The 19,672-nt window shown below is 37.0% G+C and carries 17 protein-coding genes; 2 read left to right on the plus strand and 15 right to left on the minus strand.

The annotated features are described in order from the left end of the window. Positions 1 to 16: 16 nt before the first annotated feature. Genes nadR through serB form a run of 3 tightly spaced genes read right to left on the minus strand, consistent with a single transcriptional unit; the run spans position 17 to position 3,669 of the window. Positions 17 to 1,264, minus strand: coding sequence for a multifunctional transcriptional regulator/nicotinamide-nucleotide adenylyltransferase/ribosylnicotinamide kinase NadR (gene nadR, locus LDL57_RS13045; protein WP_180559596.1), 1,248 nt, complete (start codon positions 1,262 to 1,264; stop codon positions 17 to 19). 11 nt (positions 1,265 to 1,275) lie between these two features. Beyond that, positions 1,276 to 2,658: a DNA repair protein RadA gene (gene radA, locus LDL57_RS13050; protein ID WP_180559712.1), complete on the minus strand. Its 1,383-nt coding sequence runs from the start codon at positions 2,656 to 2,658 to the stop codon at positions 1,276 to 1,278. Positions 2,659 to 2,691: 33 nt separating this feature from the next. Continuing rightward, a complete protein-coding gene (serB, locus tag LDL57_RS13055; protein ID WP_180559595.1) occupies positions 2,692 to 3,669 on the minus strand; it encodes a phosphoserine phosphatase in 978 nt (325 codons plus the stop codon). Between the two features lie 120 nt (positions 3,670 to 3,789). Here serB and LDL57_RS13060 point away from each other — a divergent pair, with 120 nt between their 5' ends. Further along, a complete protein-coding gene (locus LDL57_RS13060) occupies positions 3,790 to 4,419 on the plus strand; it encodes an AhpA/YtjB family protein (protein ID WP_180559594.1) in 630 nt (209 codons plus the stop codon). A 66-nt stretch (positions 4,420 to 4,485) separates the two neighbouring features. On the opposite strand, the gene deoD is transcribed toward LDL57_RS13060, so the two are convergent. The 11 genes from deoD to LDL57_RS13115 form a co-directional block, all read right to left on the minus strand. Further along, positions 4,486 to 5,199, minus strand: coding sequence for a purine-nucleoside phosphorylase (gene deoD / locus LDL57_RS13065; protein WP_180559593.1), 714 nt, complete (start codon positions 5,197 to 5,199; stop codon positions 4,486 to 4,488). Positions 5,200 to 5,264: 65 nt separating this feature from the next. Further along, positions 5,265 to 6,488, minus strand: a complete 1,224-nt coding sequence (gene deoB, locus LDL57_RS13070; protein ID WP_180559592.1) for a phosphopentomutase — start codon at positions 6,486 to 6,488, stop codon at positions 5,265 to 5,267. A gap of 236 nt (positions 6,489 to 6,724) precedes the next feature. Then, on the minus strand, positions 6,725 to 7,504 hold the full coding sequence (deoC, locus tag LDL57_RS13075; protein ID WP_180559591.1) for a deoxyribose-phosphate aldolase: 780 nt from the start codon (positions 7,502 to 7,504) through the stop codon (positions 6,725 to 6,727). A gap of 71 nt (positions 7,505 to 7,575) precedes the next feature. Then, positions 7,576 to 8,862 carry a NupC/NupG family nucleoside CNT transporter gene (locus LDL57_RS13080; protein WP_180559590.1) on the minus strand — a complete coding sequence of 429 codons (1,287 nt, stop codon included), beginning with the start codon at positions 8,860 to 8,862 and terminating at the stop codon, positions 7,576 to 7,578. Positions 8,863 to 9,123: 261 nt separating this feature from the next. After that, positions 9,124 to 9,906: a TatD family hydrolase gene (locus LDL57_RS13085; protein WP_180559589.1), complete on the minus strand. Its 783-nt coding sequence runs from the start codon at positions 9,904 to 9,906 to the stop codon at positions 9,124 to 9,126. After that, positions 9,896 to 10,963 (minus strand): patatin-like phospholipase family protein, encoded by a 1,068-nt coding sequence (locus LDL57_RS13090; protein ID WP_180559588.1) that lies wholly within the window; start codon positions 10,961 to 10,963, stop codon positions 9,896 to 9,898. The genes LDL57_RS13085 and LDL57_RS13090 overlap by 11 nt, the downstream gene beginning before the upstream one ends. A 196-nt stretch (positions 10,964 to 11,159) precedes the next feature. Beyond that, positions 11,160 to 12,749, minus strand: coding sequence for a peptide chain release factor 3 (gene prfC, locus LDL57_RS13095; RefSeq protein WP_180559587.1), 1,590 nt, complete (start codon positions 12,747 to 12,749; stop codon positions 11,160 to 11,162). Between the two features lie 390 nt (positions 12,750 to 13,139). Further along, a complete protein-coding gene (locus tag LDL57_RS13100; protein ID WP_180559586.1) occupies positions 13,140 to 13,571 on the minus strand; it encodes a lipase family protein in 432 nt (143 codons plus the stop codon). A 432-nt stretch (positions 13,572 to 14,003) separates the two neighbouring features. After that, positions 14,004 to 15,242, minus strand: a complete 1,239-nt coding sequence (fliB, locus tag LDL57_RS13105) for a flagellin lysine-N-methylase (protein WP_180559585.1) — start codon at positions 15,240 to 15,242, stop codon at positions 14,004 to 14,006. A 118-nt stretch (positions 15,243 to 15,360) separates the two neighbouring features. Beyond that, entirely contained in the window at positions 15,361 to 15,813 is a 453-nt protein-coding gene (rimI, locus tag LDL57_RS13110) for a ribosomal protein S18-alanine N-acetyltransferase (protein WP_180559584.1), read from the minus strand. Next, positions 15,782 to 16,192 (minus strand): DNA polymerase III subunit psi, encoded by a 411-nt coding sequence (locus LDL57_RS13115; protein WP_180559583.1) that lies wholly within the window; start codon positions 16,190 to 16,192, stop codon positions 15,782 to 15,784. The genes rimI and LDL57_RS13115 overlap by 32 nt, the downstream gene beginning before the upstream one ends. Before the next feature lie 393 nt (positions 16,193 to 16,585). On the opposite strand from LDL57_RS13115, the gene rsmC reads away from it, so the two are divergent. Next, a complete protein-coding gene (rsmC, locus tag LDL57_RS13120) occupies positions 16,586 to 17,602 on the plus strand; it encodes a 16S rRNA (guanine(1207)-N(2))-methyltransferase RsmC (RefSeq protein ID WP_225505904.1) in 1,017 nt (338 codons plus the stop codon). Positions 17,603 to 17,836: 234 nt separating this feature from the next. On the opposite strand, the gene LDL57_RS13125 is transcribed toward rsmC, so the two are convergent. Continuing rightward, on the minus strand, positions 17,837 to 19,489 hold the full coding sequence (locus tag LDL57_RS13125; protein ID WP_180559581.1) for a Na/Pi cotransporter family protein: 1,653 nt from the start codon (positions 19,487 to 19,489) through the stop codon (positions 17,837 to 17,839). Positions 19,490 to 19,672 lie beyond the last annotated feature (183 nt).

A 19,672-nucleotide genomic window follows, 5' to 3' on the forward strand; every position in this document is an offset into this window, starting at 1 on the left:
AAGCGAGCCTTATCATTTAAAGACTTGGGGATCTTTCATCCATCATAAGTAATTGCTGAACCAGCTCAATACAGCGTAAGAAACGCTCATCATAATTAGGCGAATCAACCACCACAAACTGCACTTGATTTTCAATCAGTAGTTCAATCAATAAATTTTGAAATGTTTTGCGTTCCTCATCACTACCCAAACTACGTAATCCATCCGCTACCCATGGAGTATTATTTTCTAATAAAATAACCAGATCAAAACGGTATTTATCAATCAATGCTTGCACAAAAGGATGTGGTTTGCCCTCATATCGTTTACAAAAAGCTTGAGTGGTAATGAAATCAGTATCGATAAACGCAACTTTATTGGCATATTTAACGGCAAAATCAATATACTTTGCATGACCCAATGCGATCTTGTCATAGTCAGAATATTGTAATGCCATCTCATCGCCACCTAAATGAGAGAAAACATAATCACGACCATATTCCCAGGCACTGGTGGTGTTAAAAATATTTGCCAACTTATTAACCAAAGTCGATTTACCGCTCGACTCTCCACCTAATATGGCTACCTTACGGACAAAAAAAGGTTTTACTTCCGTTGGAATATATTCCCAATAACGAAATGGCGCTTGCCTAATTTGATGACCACTAATATTCATAAATGTGCGTTCAGGATCAATCAGCACCACTTCTGCGCCAAGATATTTTTTATAATGCGCAATATCATCCACTTCGCCTGAATAAATAAATTGTGGTTGAATATTTTTTGCCATTAAAAATTTTTTCATTCCTTCACTCCACACTTGCCAGCCATGTGGGTATGGCTCAAAGCCTTGTTCATCAAAGCAATGAATATAAATATTTTTTTGATATTTGAAGGTTTGTAATAACCATCGTAGCCGATCGCTGACGGTCGGTTGCTGTGACATAGAACTGTCGATAAAAAGCGCTCGATCACGTGGTTCATCATGGCAAAGAATGACATATAACTCATCAACTTGACTACATGCGCGTTGAATCAAATAAATATGTCCGGTATGTAAGGGATAAAATTTACCAAATACTACGCCAACCCGTTTAGGCTTTAATGGATATTCAATATTTAAAAAACGATGTAATGCGGCAATTTTTCGCGCGCTAGGATTGTTAATTTTATCATTAATTAATTGGCTTAAATAACCTTTAGTCATGCCGCAAGCGCTAGCAATCTGTTGTAGAGTACAACCAGTTTGCTTTATTGCCTGTTTCAAATAATCAAACTGTTTCATCGCCTCTCCGGTTAATCAAAGTCTTCCATAACCGTTAATGCCTCTGACAGTTTTTTTACCCCAAATAACTGCATATTGGGTAATGGTTTTTTGGGCACATTTGCATAAGGGACAATCGCGCGTTTAAAACCATGTTTTGCCGCCTCAATAATTCGCTCTTGGCCACTCGGTACTGGACGAATTTCACCGGCTAACCCCACTTCACCAAAAACCACAACATCACGCGGCAGTGGACGATTACGGAAACTTGATACTAATGAAAAGAGTAACGCAAGATCGGCACTGGTTTCCGTCACTTTAACTCCACCTACAACATTCACAAAAACATCTTGATCCGACATTTGCAATCCACCATGTCGATGCAAAATAGCCAGCAAAATTGCTAATCTATTTTGTTCCAAGCCAACAGCAACTCGCCGCGGATTAGCTAACATTGAATAATCCACTAATGCCTGAATTTCCACCAGCAATGGGCGTGTTCCTTCCCACACCACCATCACCGAGCTACCTGAGGTGATCTCTTCTGCCCGACTGAGAAAAATAGCGGATGGGTTATTTACTTCTTTTAACCCTTTTTCCGTCATAGCAAACACACCCAGTTCATTAACCGCACCAAATCGGTTTTTGTGACTTCTTAGAGTACGAAATCGTGAGTCTGCTTCACCATCAAGCATGATTGAACAGTCAATACAGTGTTCAAGCACTTTGGGACCGGCCAAAGAACCATCTTTCGTGACATGACCTACCATGATAATGGCGATCCCTCGTGTTTTAGCAAATCGGGTAAGATAAGCCGCCGTTTCTCGCACTTGTGCCACACTACCCGGTGATGACTGTATATCAGCCATATGCATGACTTGAATAGAATCAATCACCATTAATTTTGGTTGCTCCTGCTCGGCTATCAAACAGATTTGCTCAATACTGGTTTCAGATAGCATATTGAGATTGTCGGACGGTAACCCTAATCGATGAGCTCGCATCGCTACTTGTTGTAAAGACTCCTCACCAGTGACGTATAAAGTTTTCATTTGTGAGGAAAGCCGACACATAGTTTGCAGCAACAATGTACTTTTACCTGCGCCTGGATTACCGCCAATTAAAATTGCGCTACCGGGTACCACTCCACCACCAAGCACACGATCAAATTCTTTAAAATCAGTAGAAAAACGTGGCAATGCTTCTAAACTAATGGCAGACAATTTTTGAACTTGATTACCTGCGGCGCCACCGGCATAACCATTAAAGCGTTCTGCTCGTGAGGAAGAACTGGCTGCTAACCTTACCTCGGTGATCGTATTCCAGGTATGACAAGCGATGCATTGGCCTTGCCAACGAGGATAATCTGCACCACATTCATTACAGACAAATGCTTTTTTTACTGCTTTTGCCACCGCCATTGCCTCTCTTATTTATTGTTCTAATAATTAACGTTCTTCATGCTTTAAACCACCACTTAAAACACAAAGTACTCCCATTAAATCACCATGTTGAATCGCTACTTTTGCCCTGGCCTGTACTTTGGATTTTGCATGATAAGCAATACCTAACCCTGCCTTACGGATCATTTTTACATCGTTGGCGCCATCACCGATAGCAACGGTTTGCTCGATTGGAATAGAGTATTGTCTAGCTAATTTTATCAAGGTTTGAGCTTTCACTTTAGCATCGACAATATTGCCATGCACTTTACCTGTCAATTTGTTATCCTTAATTTCCAGTTTGTTAGCCACCGCTGCGGTTAATTTTAATTTTTCCTTTAAATAATTAGTAAAAAAATTAAATCCACCTGAAACTATAACAACATGCCAATCAAACGCCTGCAATTTACGGACAAGACTCGTTAAGCCTGGTGTCAAGGGCATATGCGTTAATACATTTTGCAAAATTTGGATGTCGGTTCCAGCAAGTAACTTAACCCGAGCTTTTAAACTTTCACTAAAATCAATTTCCCCTTGCATAGCGCGTTCAGTAATTTCAGCAACCTGCTTACCAACTCCCGCCAAACGAGCAATTTCATCAATACATTCGATTTGAATTGCTGTTGAATCCATATCCATTACCAACAATCCTGGCGCACGTAAACGAGGAATATTACCCAGCGGTACAACATCTAGACTACACTCTTCAGCTATTTTCTTTATTTTTGCACTTAAGCTACCCGCAATACGCACGACTTGATAATCATCAATACGCCAAGAAGAAACAATGACAATGGCACTACCAGAGCGTTGTTGAAAGTGACTAATACGTTGTTTATTAAGCCCTCGCCCATAAAGCAACCAACCACTATCACCAGCCCGATAATCTAATGGCATAATTTCTTCGCCACTCAATGAAAGTGGTAATCCAGGCCACTTTTGGATCTCATTAGGCAAATAACAATAGGTTAAACTGGTCGACATTAATTCATACTCCTGTAATCCAATTGCGACAATTGGCCAACAAAAAAATAACTTTTTAAACTACCCTAACATCTTAAGCTCTGGCAATATGATAATGAACTAAGTTTAAAAGAGCCGATTATGATTAAAACAAAATTAAAGTTTCGATTACATAAAACAGTTATCATTTTAATTTGCCTCTTCTTACTTGTTATTCTAATCCAAGGAGTTACCTATTTTAGTCGTTCACATCAGCAAATCAGAATCGAGCAGTTTAAAGAACTAGCAATTACACTTGCTGAACAAGTCGCTTTTAGCTTATCCAATTATATACAAAGTGATGGTAAGAGTTTTAATAATGAACAGATCCTGGCCATTCTTAATCAATTAACAATTAATGAACATATTCTTGATGCCAGCGTTTATCTTAATGATGGTACCCAAATTCAACATGCGGGTGAAAAGGTTGCTTTACGAGAGCGGTTATCCCTTAATCAACCACCATGCCACAGCTATGTTAACTATCAATTGGTTGTTCCAATCATTGATACAGAAAAACCAAAAGGTTTTTTACGTTTAACCATCGATACTCATCAATTCAGTATAGGATCTAAACAAATAGATAATATGGCTAATTTATTAAAGATCATGCTATTGCTAGCACTCACAATCGGTTTTATTTTGGCTAATATCTTAGCAAGATCGATTCCAATACATTGGCCAAAATTACCATTTTTATCAATAAGCAATAGTCGCAATCAGCAAAAATAAAAATTGCTAAAAAGAAAGCAGATTAAAATCTGCTTTCTTACTTGATTTAAATTTAATGCTCTATTTTTAATCTAGTAATAATACTGATTCTAACGCAATTTCAACCATCTCATTAAATGTCGTTTGCCGTTCTGCTGAAGTTGTCTTCTCACCAAGACGAATATGATCAGATACTGTACAAATAGTTAGAGCTTTCACACCATACTCTGCGGCTATACTATACATACCAGCAGCTTCCATTTCTACGCCCAAAATGCCATATTTTTCCATCGTATCAAATACTTGCATTTGAGGTGAATAAAACAGATCAGTAGAAAAAATATTACCTACCCGAACATTGATGTTTTTTGCTTTAGCGGCGGTAATCGCATTATGCACCAAGTCATAATCAGCAATAGCAGCAAAATCATTATCATCAAATTTTAACCGATTTACTTTTGAATCAGTGCATGCGCCTAGGCCAATAATAATATCGCGTAATTTAACTTGAGGGCTAATCGCCCCACAGGAACCAACTCGTATTATGGTTTTAACACCAAAGTCAGTGATTAACTCTTTCATGTAAATCGAACAAGATGGGATACCCATTCCATGTCCCATCACAGAAATACTACGGCCTTGGTAATTACCAGTAAAACCTAACATACCACGAACATCATTTACCTGACGGCTATCAGTCAAAAATTTTTCTGCAATATGTTTGGCACGTAACGGATCACCTGGCATCAAAACAATATCAGCAAAATCGCCCATCTCAGCATTAATATGTGGGGTAGCCATAGATAGATTTCCTTTAATTTCTTATCAATAATATTGGGAATATCAACGAATATTTCCCATCATACTTAAAATAGCGTTTTGCCATATGCCATTGGAGATAAACCAAAATATTGTGCAATGGTTTGACCAATATCAGCAAAGGTCTGCCGATGACCTAATGCTCCAGGTTTTATTTTCGGACCATAAATTAAAATAGGTATATTTTCTCGCGTATGATCAGTTCCTCGCCAAGTCGGGTCACAACCATGATCAGCAGTAATAATCAAAATATCATCGTTTTCAATTAACTCCAGCATTTCAGGTAAACGGCGATCAAATAACTCAAGTCCAGCCGCATAACCTGCAACATCACGACGATGTCCATATGAGGAATCAAAATCAACAAAATTAGTAAATACAATAGTATTGTCGGCCGCTTTTTTGATCTCCTCAATGCTCGCTGCAAATAGTGCTTCAATACCTGTTGCTTTTACTTGCTTAGTAATGCCTACATTGGCATAAATATCGGCAATTTTGCCAATTGAAACTACCTCGCCAGCTTTTTCTTCCACCAGTTTTTTCAAGACAGTTGGTGCGGGGGGTTCAACGGAATAATCTCGCCGATTACCTGTACGCTCAAAACAGCCCGCTTTATTGCCGATAAAAGGTCGAGCAATAACCCGCCCGATATTATAAGCGCCATCATCCAGCGTCTTTCTCGCAATCTCACAAAGCTGATAAAGATTTTTAACCCCAAAAGTCTCTTCATGGCAGGCTATCTGAAACACTGAATCGGCTGAAGTATAGAAAATAGGTTTGCCTGTTTTCATATGCTCTTCACCTAATTGATCCAAGATCACTGTACCAGAAGAGTGGCAATTTCCCAGATAACCAGGCAAATTGGCTTCTTCAACAAGCTTATCCAATAATTGTTGCGGAAAACTATTTTTTTCCTGGGCAAAATATCCCCATTCAAATAAAACTGGTACCCCGGCAATCTCCCAATGACCTGATGGAGTATCTTTGCCGGAAGATAACTCACTCGCATAACCATAGGCAGCGATAATCTCAGCATCTTCATCCAGGCCGATTGGAAATGTTCCTGATGATCCCTCAGCAGCTTTTCCTAACCCTAAAAGTGTTAAATTAGGCAAATAGAGTTTCCCTTTACGACCTTTATCCGCCTTCCCTTGTGCACAAGCGGCCGCAATATGCCCTAACGTGTTCGCGCCAGCATCGCCAAATCTATTAGCGTCAGGTGTAGCACCGATACCAAAAGAATCAAGAACCATAATAAATACACGTTTCATAACTACCCTTGGTTAGTTCAAATTCAATTAATCCATTATTAAACAAAAAATAACGCATTCCATAATTCGAGTTCAGAATAACTTTTCACTAGCGTCAATAAATAAAAATACTAATCAATGCTAGTATTTAAAAACTGCTTTATTAGCGATTATTTTCACAAATTATTAAAAAAGATATTTTCATTTTTTTGCCAGCCAATAATTACTGAAACACTGCTTAAAGAGAGCAATAAAAACTAATAGTCGCCAGCAAAATTATCTATTTGACATCCTAATGTATTTAATAAACTAGCCAATAAACTTGATGCACCAAAACGAAAGTGACGAATATCCACCCATTCTTTTCCCATGATGCGATCGGCTAATGCCAGATATTGAGCTGCATCCTCTACCGCGCGAACGCCACCTGCCACCTTACAACCCACCTGGTTAGCAACGCCCATATCTCGAATAACCTTAAGCATAATTTCAACATTCTCAAGGGTGGCATTTATCGCTACCTTACCCGTTGAAGTCTTAACAAAATCAGCACCGGCAGTAATGGCAATTTCTGTCGCTTGACGAATAAGAGCTGCCTGCTTTAATTCACCGGCTTCAATAATAACTTTCAGTAATACTCTACTGGTTAGGCACATTTCCTTACACGCTTTAACCAGCTCAAAACCAATTTGCTTATTACCGGCTATTAACGCTTGATAAGGAAAAACAACGTCAACTTCGTCTGCGCCATAAGCAATAGCGGCTTGAGTTTCAGCTAATGCAATCGCGATATCATGCCCGCCAAATGGAAAATTAGTTACTGTTGCAATTCGAATACTCGGAGTGTTTTGTTCAGTTAAAATCTTACGTGCCAATGGAATAAAGCGAGGATAAATACATATCGCAGCTGTATTTCCTCGGGCGGTTTTTGCTTGATTGCATAATATCTTTACTTGTTCATCAGTATCGTTATCATTTAGCAGAGTTAAATCCATCAAGTTTAATGCACGTTGTGCTGCAAGTTTTAATTCCATCATATAATTCTCTAAAGCTAATCACATTGTTGCTTCAGTGTTTAAACAACCGTTTATATACCAGGCTTATTAGGTTACATTGTCGCTAACGATAAAAAGAAGCCAGCAATGGTGGCACTCATTAGATTGGATAACGAACCGGCTAAAACCGCTTTCAAACCTAACCGAGCAACATCTTTACGTCGATTTGGGGCAATTCCACCTAACCCACCCAGTAATATGGCTACGGAAGCCAAATTAGCAAACCCACATAATGCAAAAGAGATTATTGCTTTAGTATGCTGAGAAAGTACTTGCTTGCCTGCGGCAATCACCTCGCTATCAGGTTTTAAGTATTCGCCAAAGTTCATATAAGCAACAAATTCATTGACCACTAATTTTTGCCCGATAAATGAACCGGCAATTGTCGCTTCATGCCAGGGTATACCAATCAAGTAGGCGATTGGCGCAAAAATCCAGCCTAAGATCAATTCTAATGATAAGCCTGGTATATGGATCCAGCCACCAATCACCGCCAAAATGCCATTAAGCAAAGCTATCAATGCAACAAATGCCAGCAACATCGCACCGACATTTAAAGCAAGTTGCATACCGGAAGAGGCACCGGCGGCGGCGGCATCAATAATGTTAACTGGCCGCTCTTCGCCAGTGGCCACTGTGACCATATTGACGGCATCATGAGTTTTCTCTGTTTCCGGTACCATTAATTTGGCAAATAACAATCCGCCAGGTGCTGCCATAAAAGATGCTGCGATCAGATATTCCATTGGCACCCCCATTTGCGCATAGCCGGCCAATACCGAGCCAGCAACAGAAGCTAATCCACCACACATAACAGCAAACAGCTCAGAGTTTGTCATTGTGGCAATGTAGGGTCTGACAACCAAAGGCGCCTCAGTATGACCGACAAAAATATTAGCGGTAGCCGATAACGACTCAGTGCGTGAGGTGCCTAATATCCATTGCAAAAGTCCACCTAACATTTTGATAAAAAACTGCATAATACCAAGATAATAAAGCACAGCGATTAATGAGGAGAAGAAAACAATGACCGGTAAAACCCGTAAGGCAAAAATAAAACCACTACCGCCAAACAGTTCAAACATTTTATTGGAGACCAAACCACCAAAGATAAAATCCATACCAACTTGTCCATAACCAATCACACTAGAAACTGCATCAGACACGGTTTCTAAAGTACGGCGACCGGCAGGGACATAGAGAACAAATGCTCCCATTGCCATTTGAATAATAAAAGCACCAAATACGGTACGGAATTTAATTGCTCGGCGGTTACTGGAAAAAATGATAGCGATAAAAATCAATACTACCATCCCTAGCAGGCTCATAATGAGTTGCATGAATAATATCCCTGTATATTTTATTTCAAATGAAAAATTTCTATTGTTTAAAAAATAAACTGTCAGTGTAATGCGCAGACATTATATCGATTTTGCATTAATAACTTGCAGTCCGTATCGCAAATAATCATAACGAAAAATCACGAAAAAATAAATTTTGCGACACATATCACTTACGAAAAGCGATTTTGCCAGCAAAAATTATCGAAATAAACATCATTTTATAATTAAATGCCTTATTAATATGAGTATTAACCAATATTATTCTGCCTTTTTTTTGATATTAAATAGTTGCAAACTATTGTTATAAAGCTGTGCTGCAATTTCCTCTGCTGGCTCTTGTCGCAGGTTACATAGTGTCTCAAATACCAAATGTATTCTTTCGGGACGATTAACCTGGCCCTGAAATCCGGCTAATGGCATATCAGGCGCATCAGTTTCAAGTACTAATGACGTTAGTGGCAATTGCGCAACTACTGCTCTAGTTTTCTTAGCCCGCTCATAAGTGATAACACCACCAATACCGATAAAATAGCCTAAACGGACAAAAGCATTCGCTTGCGATAAACTGCCCGCAAATCCATGAATAACTCCCTTTTTCGGCACATCAAATCGTCTTAATAAAGCAGCTAAGTGATCATGGCTTTTACGCGAATGTAGAATAACCGGTAACTCATATTGTTTAGCCAACTTTAATTGCTGGATCAGCAATGTTTGTTGTTGATCAATCGCAGCATTAGTAACAAAATAATCTAAACCTATTTCACCAATAGCAACACATTTATTGCTGTTTTGCTGCAATAATGCCACTAATTTAGTAAAATGATCCGGTAAATAATTTGCAATATACAAAGGATGAAAACCTAATGCGGCATATAAATGCGGATGTTGTTGTGCCAGTGAATATACTCGCTCTAAATTCTCAATACCCACTGACGGGATAATGATATCGGTCACGCCAACTTTTGCGGCATGCAAAAAGCTATCTTCAATATCATGGATAAAAGGAGGAAAATCAAAATGACAATGGGTGTCAACGAACATCAATGACTAATCCTTCATCACCGGATTTAGGTTCTTCATCTTGCTGATTCGAAGTCATATTAGCAGACAAAGATGCCGAATTAACCATTTGATTATTTTCAATAGAATAGGGATAAGATGCGGCATCATTAGAAGCAAAATAGTCTCTTAAACTGGTTAAAAAATATCGGCCACATTGACGTCCAATATGATAATCACTATTTAAGTTTGCAGCACGGCTACCTAATGCACAACTCATTAAAGGTTTCGGTGGATAAATTTCAAAAATTTGGATATCTGGTGGTGGCGCAGCAATAAATTTCTGTGTTTGTTGGTAGCTTTTAATATGTACTTTGATCATCTTAGCCATGCGCCGTATATTGCGGTGTTCCAGCCAGCGTGTCATCCTTTTTAACCATTCGGATGTATAATAAATTCCCGAAGGAACTGTTCTAATCACCACAATTGTTTTTGCGCCACGGCGATAAGCTTCTTCAACAGGAATTGAAGCAGTTATACCGCCATCATGGTAAAGTTGACCATTAAATACCGCCCCCTGACGATAAAATCCAGGGATAGCACTTGACGCCCGAATAATATCTAACCAGCTATCTTGCGTAGGTTGAAAATAAACCGGACTAAAATCTTCATAGCGACATGCACTAATTAAAAATTGACGTCCACTATCTAAACAGGACAATCCTGTAGAGAAATCAAGGGGTAATTCACGGGAAGTAATCTCAATTAGCCAATCTAAATCAATCATATGGCCACCACGAATAAAACGTAATGGACTAAAAAACTGAGATTTAGTGGTATAATCAGTAATTACTTTCCGGGCATAACCGCGTTGTTGACAAAGATAGGCCGATAAATTTTGCGCTCCTGCCGATGTCCCTACCATGATGTCAAATGGATTGAAGCCAACACGGAGAAATTCATCCAAAACACCTGCGGTAAAAATACCGCGTTGCCCACCCCCCTCACAGACTAATGCTATTTTGCCCAGATCTGGTGCATTATCGTCGAAGGCTATAGGCTTAATATTCCCCAATGTAATTGGTATATGTCTTCCCATATTGCTTTCCCCTAAAACTGATAGTAGACCCTTAAAATAAAGTCTGCTATTCAATATCTACTATTGTGTTTAATACTGAAATTTTTGTTGCCTCAAAAGTTTGGGAGAAATCAATAAATACAACAACTAAAGAATAGACATACCCCCCACTAATAACAAGTGAGGGTAATGTAATAAAAAATCAATATGCGATTAATTAATGCTCACGCGTTTTACAGAACCGAATTTCAGGATATCGCTCACTGGTTAAGTTAAGATTTACCATCGTTGGAGCAATATAACTGAGGTTGTCACCACCATCTAAAGCTAGATTCTGTTCATTTTTCCGTTTGAATTGCTCTAATTTTTTCACATCATCACATTCGATCCAGCGTGCGGTTGACACATTTACCGGCTCATAAATAGCTTCAACGTTGTATTCACTCTTCAAACGAGCCACCACCACATCAAACTGAAGCACACCTACGGCACCAACAATAAGATCATTATTGGCTAAAGGGCGAAATACCTGGACAGCCCCCTCTTCGGATAACTGAACTAATCCTTTAAGTAACTGTTTCTGTTTTAACGGATCACGTAAACGGATGCGCTTGAAGAGTTCAGGCGCAAAATTGGGAATACCGGTAAATTTTAACGCTTCTCCCTGGGTAAAAGTATCACCGATCTGAATAGTGCCATGATTATGCAAGCCGATAATATCACCCGGAAATGCTTCTTCAACATGAGAACGATCACCTGCCATAAAAGTGAGTGCGTCTGAAATAACGACCTCTTTTTTATTTCGTACTTGATGAAGTTTCATACCTTTTTGATAGCTACCAGACACGATGCGTAAAAAAGCCACCCGATCACGATGTTTTGGATCCATGTTAGCTTGTATTTTAAATACAAAACCAGAAAATTTCTCTTCTTGGGCATTAACAATACGACTATCAGCCTGGCGCGGCATCGGTGTTGGAGCCCAATTGACCAAACCATCTAACATATGATCAACACCAAAATTACCCAAAGCGGTACCAAAAAAGACCGGTGTTAATTTGCCTTGCAAAAAAGCGTCTAAATCGAATTCATGAGAAGCCCCTTTGACTAACTCAAGCTCTTCGCGTAGCTGAGCAGCAAAGTCATCACCAATGACTTTATCCAATTCGTTATTATTTAATCCTTTAATAATAACGACTTCTTGAATAGCATGTCCTTGTCCGCTTTGATATAAAATGGTTTCATCACGATAAAGATGATAGACCCCTTTAAATAACTTACCACAACCAATTGGCCAAGTAATCGGGCTACAAGCAATACTTAATTCACTTTCAACCTCATCCATTAATTCCATTGGGTCGCGAATATCACGATCTAATTTATTCATAAAGGTTAAAATAGGGGTATCACGCAGCCGAGTTACTTCCATCAATTTACGCGTGCGATCTTCAACACCTTTAGCCGCATCAATCACCATTAAACAACAATCGACCGCCGTTAAAGTACGATAAGTGTCTTCCGAAAAATCCTCATGTCCTGGCGTATCAAGCAAATTAATCAAACAATCTTGATAAGGAAATTGCATTACCGAAGTGGTAATTGAAATTCCCCGCTGCTTTTCCATTTCCATCCAGTCAGACTTTGCATGTTGATTCGAACCACGACCTTTCACTGTGCCTGCTTTTTGAATAGCTTGGCCAAACAATAGCACTTTTTCTGTGATCGTGGTTTTCCCTGCATCAGGGTGAGAAATAATAGCAAAGGTTCTCCGCTGTGCTATTTTCTGACAAAAACTATTCTCTTTCATTATAACTACCCAGCATACACAACGTGATGTATAAAAATTGGCGAAAATTCTACACCGACAAAGCCACTTTGAAAACAATTACCATCTAATTAAAAAACATTTTTTAGTTAGTCGGCGAAATTAAATATAAAAAAGATCTACAATTGTTTTTAGCTAGAGATAAATTATCTAATTAACATACTTATTATCTTATAAAATTTTATCAATATAAGTATATATCTATACATGCTCAAATAAATAAAGCTATCAATAAAATACCTATTACAAAATAGGTTAAATATTAACATATTATTCTTATAATAGACGTTTCATATTTAAAGTAAATTTATAAAATAAGCGACTAATACTTTTATTACAATTGACAATGTTTTATTTTCACTGCATAAAATATTATAAACTTTTTTTCGCTGACATCTGGGAATGATTGACATAAATGGTGGATATATCATATTGCTTTGAAAAGGCGCCAGCAATTTGATCTTGCGGTTTTAATGTACCTAATGATATAAAAAAAATAAATGTGAAAATATTTTTTGCGGTACTAACAACCCCCGGTTCGGTTAATTTATCTGGTATTAATACTTTTATAATAAGATCCGCTATTTCAGAATCATGATTAACACCATTCATTGAGGTTACGGAAACAATACTGGCTGAATAGTTGGCAGCAAAATAGCGTGCAAATAAAGCATCTTGACTATAAACAATCAAGTTGACTTTCTCGCGGCGACTTAGCTTTCTTTTACGTACATTGTTGTAAAACCATAATTGCTCTTCATTTACTTCATTTGAATTAACGTCAGACAATAAAGATGAAAACACATTATGCCCTGTTTTTTCAATCGATTTTCTATAGCAAAAACATGGATAACCCGCTATGCTATCAAAACCAAATAATCCGTGAACTAAAATAATAGGGATATTTCGTCTCCATGATCTCCCCTTAGTAAGTTAATTTAATGATAAAAATATATCCGGCTACTTTAATCAGAGTAATTAATTATAAAATTGAGATCTTCATAATTGAATAATTGAAGTTGAAAAAGGTAAGCAAAAAAATATTATATAACAAGTAACTTAAATTCATTGATATAACAATTTCAATTAATTAAATTTTTGATAAATAAGTTAATATTATTCATCTTTAGTAGAGTGATTAATATAAAGATAATTATTACATAATAAAAATCTGAAATAATATAAAAATGCCATCAATAAAGATGGCATTGGGGAAATGTTACCAATAAAAAGTCGCTAATTTAATAATAATAAACAAGATAAATCATCACCAAAATTAAGTTTATCAATTAATTCATCAAGCTGCTGGCGTAAATTAATAGAGTGCTGAGTAACGGTCGAATAATGACAAAACATTAATTGAATACTTTCCATCGATACCTCAATATCATAAATTGATTGAACCGACAGTAATGTTTTAATATAAAAATAATCAGTAAAACAATAATAAAGTGAGCGTAAACTCTGCTTCAAATCATATAAGCCAAATTTTTCGTCATATATTCGATAAAGAAAATAGTTTTTCAACACCTGCGGTTCAGCTAAACAACTACTTGACAAGATCTTTTGCCATTCATCATCCAATTTTTTCCAATTAGCTAGCATGTCCTCATTGAGTGATTCTGACTCTAAACCAAAAAAGTGCATGGTATTGGTAAAAGCGGGTAATAAATAATGTTTAGAACGATCTGTAACAGTAAAAAAACGTAGCATTATAAGTAATAAAGAAAACTTTAATTGATGCCTGGCTGAAGAGGTAATTTGTTTTCTTTGTTGATATATTTCTCCATTTGTTAATTTTTCCACTAACGACATAAATATACTTTCTACTTGGCTACAATTGGCCTCTACTTGATAATCTATTGATTGTAAAAACACCATAAATTGAGCAAGGGCATAGAGATTATCCTCAATAAAAGGACTATCTGCCATAATCAAATGACTACAAAATAGTTGTATCAATTGATGTTCTTGCGTAACTACTCTAGTCTGATCAATCACGCGTTTTTCAGTAATTTTAACATTTTCAATCACTGTATTTTCTTCATATTGCATCGAATCTGGCTGAAATAACACTAAACGAACCACTTCTGGACAAGAAAAACTTAAAGAATGTTGCGTATAGCCATCCAGTTGAGTTTTTGAGCGTGGATAAGTCTGACAAGTATGACTTAATGCGCTGGGGCCTAATGTTTTATATATCCCACACAATTTATCATGCCCGAAAAAAGGACAATTACCTTCTTCATTCATGGCGATATAAGAATAATTGTTAGTACCTGTGCCATTAGGATATTTTATTAGATGTTTATCCGTGATCTCTTTAATTTCAATTTGATGGGCGGTTTTATATTTTTTATGTGTTTTTTTATCAACATTAATCGTCCAGCCACGGCAACAATGAGATAAACACTGATCACCAATGCATTTAAATTTTTTATAAAAAAGTGGGATAATTTCTCTATGTTGTTTCATTACAAATAGACTCTATTAAGCTAATATTGCCATGCAAGTTCCCACTTAATAGCGCCTATCAATGGTACTATTATCGAATATAAACCATTTTTTTTATCTTAATTGGAGTATTTCTAATTTATAAAGCAGGCAAAATAGTTAACGCCATAACCACTGCATCTTCCCGTTTTTTTGCTGCTGGATAATAATTTTTTCTTATTGTGACAATATGAAAACCCAGTTTTTCATATAAGTGAATTGCCGCATGATTTGATTGTCTGACTTCCAACCACAAAGTTTGAATATTTTTGCTTACCAATTGATCGATTAAATAACGTAATAAATACTCACCACAACCTTGACCTTGATAATCAGGATGAATAGCAATATTAAATAGTGTAGCTTCATCAAGCAGATATTGTGTGATGGCAAAACCAATTAATCGATTTTCTAGACTGATTTTTAAATTAATATATTGTTTGCCTTGATTACTGTAAAAAACTTTTTCACTCCAGGGAAAAGTATGACTCATTTTTTCAATAGCAAAAGCAGAGACTAAATCAGTTTGTTCTAAATTCGAAATTATTTTCATACTGGCATATTTGCGCCCACAAAGCGCGTTTTGACTGCGGATTAAAGTAAATCTCTTGCAATGGCAAAGTATGGATAACCCATTTTTTTGAACTAACAGCTAATTGCCTGCCTAGGATCCAACAGGGCCAAAGAACTTCTTTTGGTAGCAGCGATACCTCTTTGGTTAATAGACAACATACCTGACAACTGTCTATCATCATCGCTCGTAAAATATCTTTGACAAAATGGTTGTCTAAATCAATGCGCTCATCAGCGATGATAAGTAATTGGGTAGAATCAGGAATAGACACCGCATGTTCACCACGCAGTACCGTCGGATTGCGTAATGTCCATTGCATAATTCCCATATGCTTTAGTAATTGATCTCTAATCGTCATCAAACTACTCCACCACAAATATAACGCGCACCTTAGCAAACAGAGCTAGATAAATCAAAATAATAACATTGCAAGACATAGCAATATAAGCACAATTACTGTCGCTTGCTAGTAACATTTTATTTGCTGAATTTAGACCTTAAATCAAACAAGAACAATGTACAACTTATTAAGTTATCAAGGGACAACATGAACACCAAATATTAGACAACAAGTAACTATTGGATTGAAGTCTCATAATAGTGATATAATCCTACTAATAAGTTCATATCTCACGAATTTATCAAAATTACCGATTTTATGAGCGATATTTTTGCGCCACGCGGCGAATTTTTTCCTTTTATAGCTAGTTGATAAAAAGAAACTTAATTTCTACTACAGGAGCCAAAATTTATGTCTTCACTGACGCCCGCTAGTGAAGTGATTTTACGCCATGATGAATATTTTATCGGCCGTCGTGTTTTAATCGCTGGTAACTTGCAAGATAATATTAGCTCACAAATTAATGCTGAAATTTTACATATTTTAACTAATCAATACCACTACTGGTTATCATTTAACAAAGCACTAGGCGAAAATGCCCATTATGACTTAACACTTGAAAAAGCAGTAGCAACACAATTTAATACTCTGATCTATTTTTGGCCCAAAAACAAACAAGAAGCCAATTTCCAACTACAAAATATATGTTCAGTTCTACCAATAGGTAGTGATATTTTTATTGTTGGTGAAAATCGTAGTGGGGTAAATAGCGTCGATAAAATTCTAAAAGAAATAGGTTGTGTACGTAAAGTTGATGCAGCACGGCGCTGTAGCCTCTACTATTGCCAGCTAGAAAAGCAACCCTCATTTCATTTGCCTGATTGGTGGAATATCTATAAGGTAGCTGATATTACTATCAAAACTCTGCCTGGTGTATTTAGCCAGCAAGCGCTGGATACAGGTAGTCAATTACTTCTTTCTACATTCCAGACGCCAATAAAAGGTAAGTTGTTGGATATGGCATCCGGTTGTGGTGTACTAGGCACGGTTATTGGCAAAAAAAATCCTAACATAAAATTAACGCTTTGCGATACCCATGCAGCAGCGATCACATCATCTATTGAAACCTTAAAAATAAATGGCTTAACTGGCCATGTTATAGCCAGTGATATCTACTCTATGATTGAAGATAGTTACGACTGGATAATTTGCAATCCGCCGTTCCATGATGGATTAAAAACAGATTATTCAGCCGCTGAAACCATCATCAAACAAGCACCAAGTTATCTAAAATCAGGTGGAAAATTTAGAATGGTTGCCAACGCCTTCTTACCCTACCCTAATTGGTTAGATAAAGCTTTTGGTCGCCATGAAATACTTGCCCAAACAGGTAAATTTAAAATTTATCAAGCCAGCAAATTTCGTTAAATCTAATACGATAAATTTCTAGCAAAATAATTAACTATCTGAACAATATTGTTACCTCTTTCGTTTTAAATGAATTTGAGATGAGAATGAAAATAGGTAGCAATATTTAACTGCAATTTTATATAGCATAAGTAAATAATTAGTTTAAATAACAAGATGCGATAAAGATAACGGTTTAAATCATTCTGCGCTTATTGGCATTCATTGGCTTCAAATTAATATTTAAATAATTAATTATATATTTTTATCGTTTTCCAGATTAATTTGTTCGGCTCGACTTTCGCTTACACCGTCTAGTACATGATAGGCAATCGCACAAAAAAGCGAATTCAATCGTTTCATATCACCAAGTAAACTAACATGTAGGTTACTGGTATCTAAACTTTGCATATTTCGTTTATGTAAGCGCTCAACATGTGCATAAGCATAACGTTGATTTAATAACCGGAATCGATGTTTAGCTCTTCGTAATCGACGCGCATTATCTATGTCTCCAGAGACAAATACCGACATTGCTAAACTTAAATTATTCTGTAACCGTTCCATAAGCGTATTTAGCTCTTTAGTTCCTTCAGGCGAGAAAAAGTTTTGTTTGCCAAATATTTTTTTGACCACGTCAGTTGCCATACGATTGATGATGGTGGCTGATTGCTGTAAATTCAGAGCAGTATCAATAATCTCTGCCCAGCGACGAGAATCGGCTTCTCCTAATTCATTTTGCTGAATTTGAGCCAAATAAAGTTTAATACTACTATGGAGCATATCGATCTCTTCTTCCAGATGCGTAATATAACGCCGCTGAATTTTATTGCCATTTAAAACTTCAGCCAAACGTTGAACCATTTGCTCAACGATATCCCCCATGCGTAATGTTTCTCTTACCGCATTAGCAATGGCTAATGAAGGTGTTTCCAACGCCGCCTTGTCTAAATAGCGGGGTGCAAAAATCTCAACCTCTACAGGCGAAATAGGGATAAGACGTTGACATAAACGTGACATGAATTCAACAAAGGGCAGCATAACTAAGCAACGCAGTAAATTATAAAACACATGAAAATAGATCACGACTTCAGACGGATTAAAATTATAATGTTCTAGCCAAGCGGCTATTTGTGTAATCCAGGGTAAAACCACTATTGCACCGATGAGTTTGAACAACAAACTGCCTAAAGCCACCTGTCGTGCTGATCCGCTTTGCCGACTACTGCTTATCATAGCTAAGAAACCACTACCGATATTTGAGCCAATAACAATCGCTAGGCTAATATAAAGCGGAACGAGTCCTGCCACGCTTAATGTGGCTGTTAATAAAACCGCCGCCAAACTAGAATAAGTGAGCATAGCAAATATAGCACCAACGAATAGTGCTAAGATAATATCACCTCTTAAAGAAGTAAAAATTGCTTGGATAGCGGATGCATGGGTAATCGGCGTTGCTGAACTAACAATAAGCTGTAAAGCTAATAAAATGAGTCCTAATCCTATGGCAGCTCGCCCTAATTGACCAACCCGATTTTTTTTCTGACTAAGAAAAGTAATAACACCAAACAAAATTAACAAGGGTGATAACCATGCCAAATCAAAAGTTAACACCCGGGCCATTATGGCGGTACCAACATCTGCACCCAACATAATAACCATAGCTGGCGTGATAGAAATTAAACCTTGCGTTACAAATGAAATAACCAATAGTGCCGTCGCATTACTACTTTGCACTAAAGCAGTAACCGCCATACCCGCTAAAAATGCGCGCGATTTTTTTCCGATACTTTGGCCTAATATTCGGCGTAAATCGGTACCGAAAAGCCGCATAATACCGGTTCGGACAATATATGTGCCCCATACCAACAAAGCCACAGATGATAATAATTCAAGTAATGTTAACATTAATTATCCATGCTATTTGTCTATAACTCATTATATTAATATTGACTCTTCTATATTAGCATTTACAGCCATTTTATCGCTTAATTTAAATTATTTACTAGAAAATGTTATTTTTTATTTTAATAAAAATAATATCAATTTTCTTTTAATGCTGATACAAAAAATTGCCACTGCTTGTTTAAA

It is taken from the genome of Arsenophonus apicola, from assembly GCF_020268605.1.
In the GTDB taxonomy this organism is placed as follows: domain Bacteria; phylum Pseudomonadota; class Gammaproteobacteria; order Enterobacterales; family Enterobacteriaceae; genus Arsenophonus; species Arsenophonus apicola.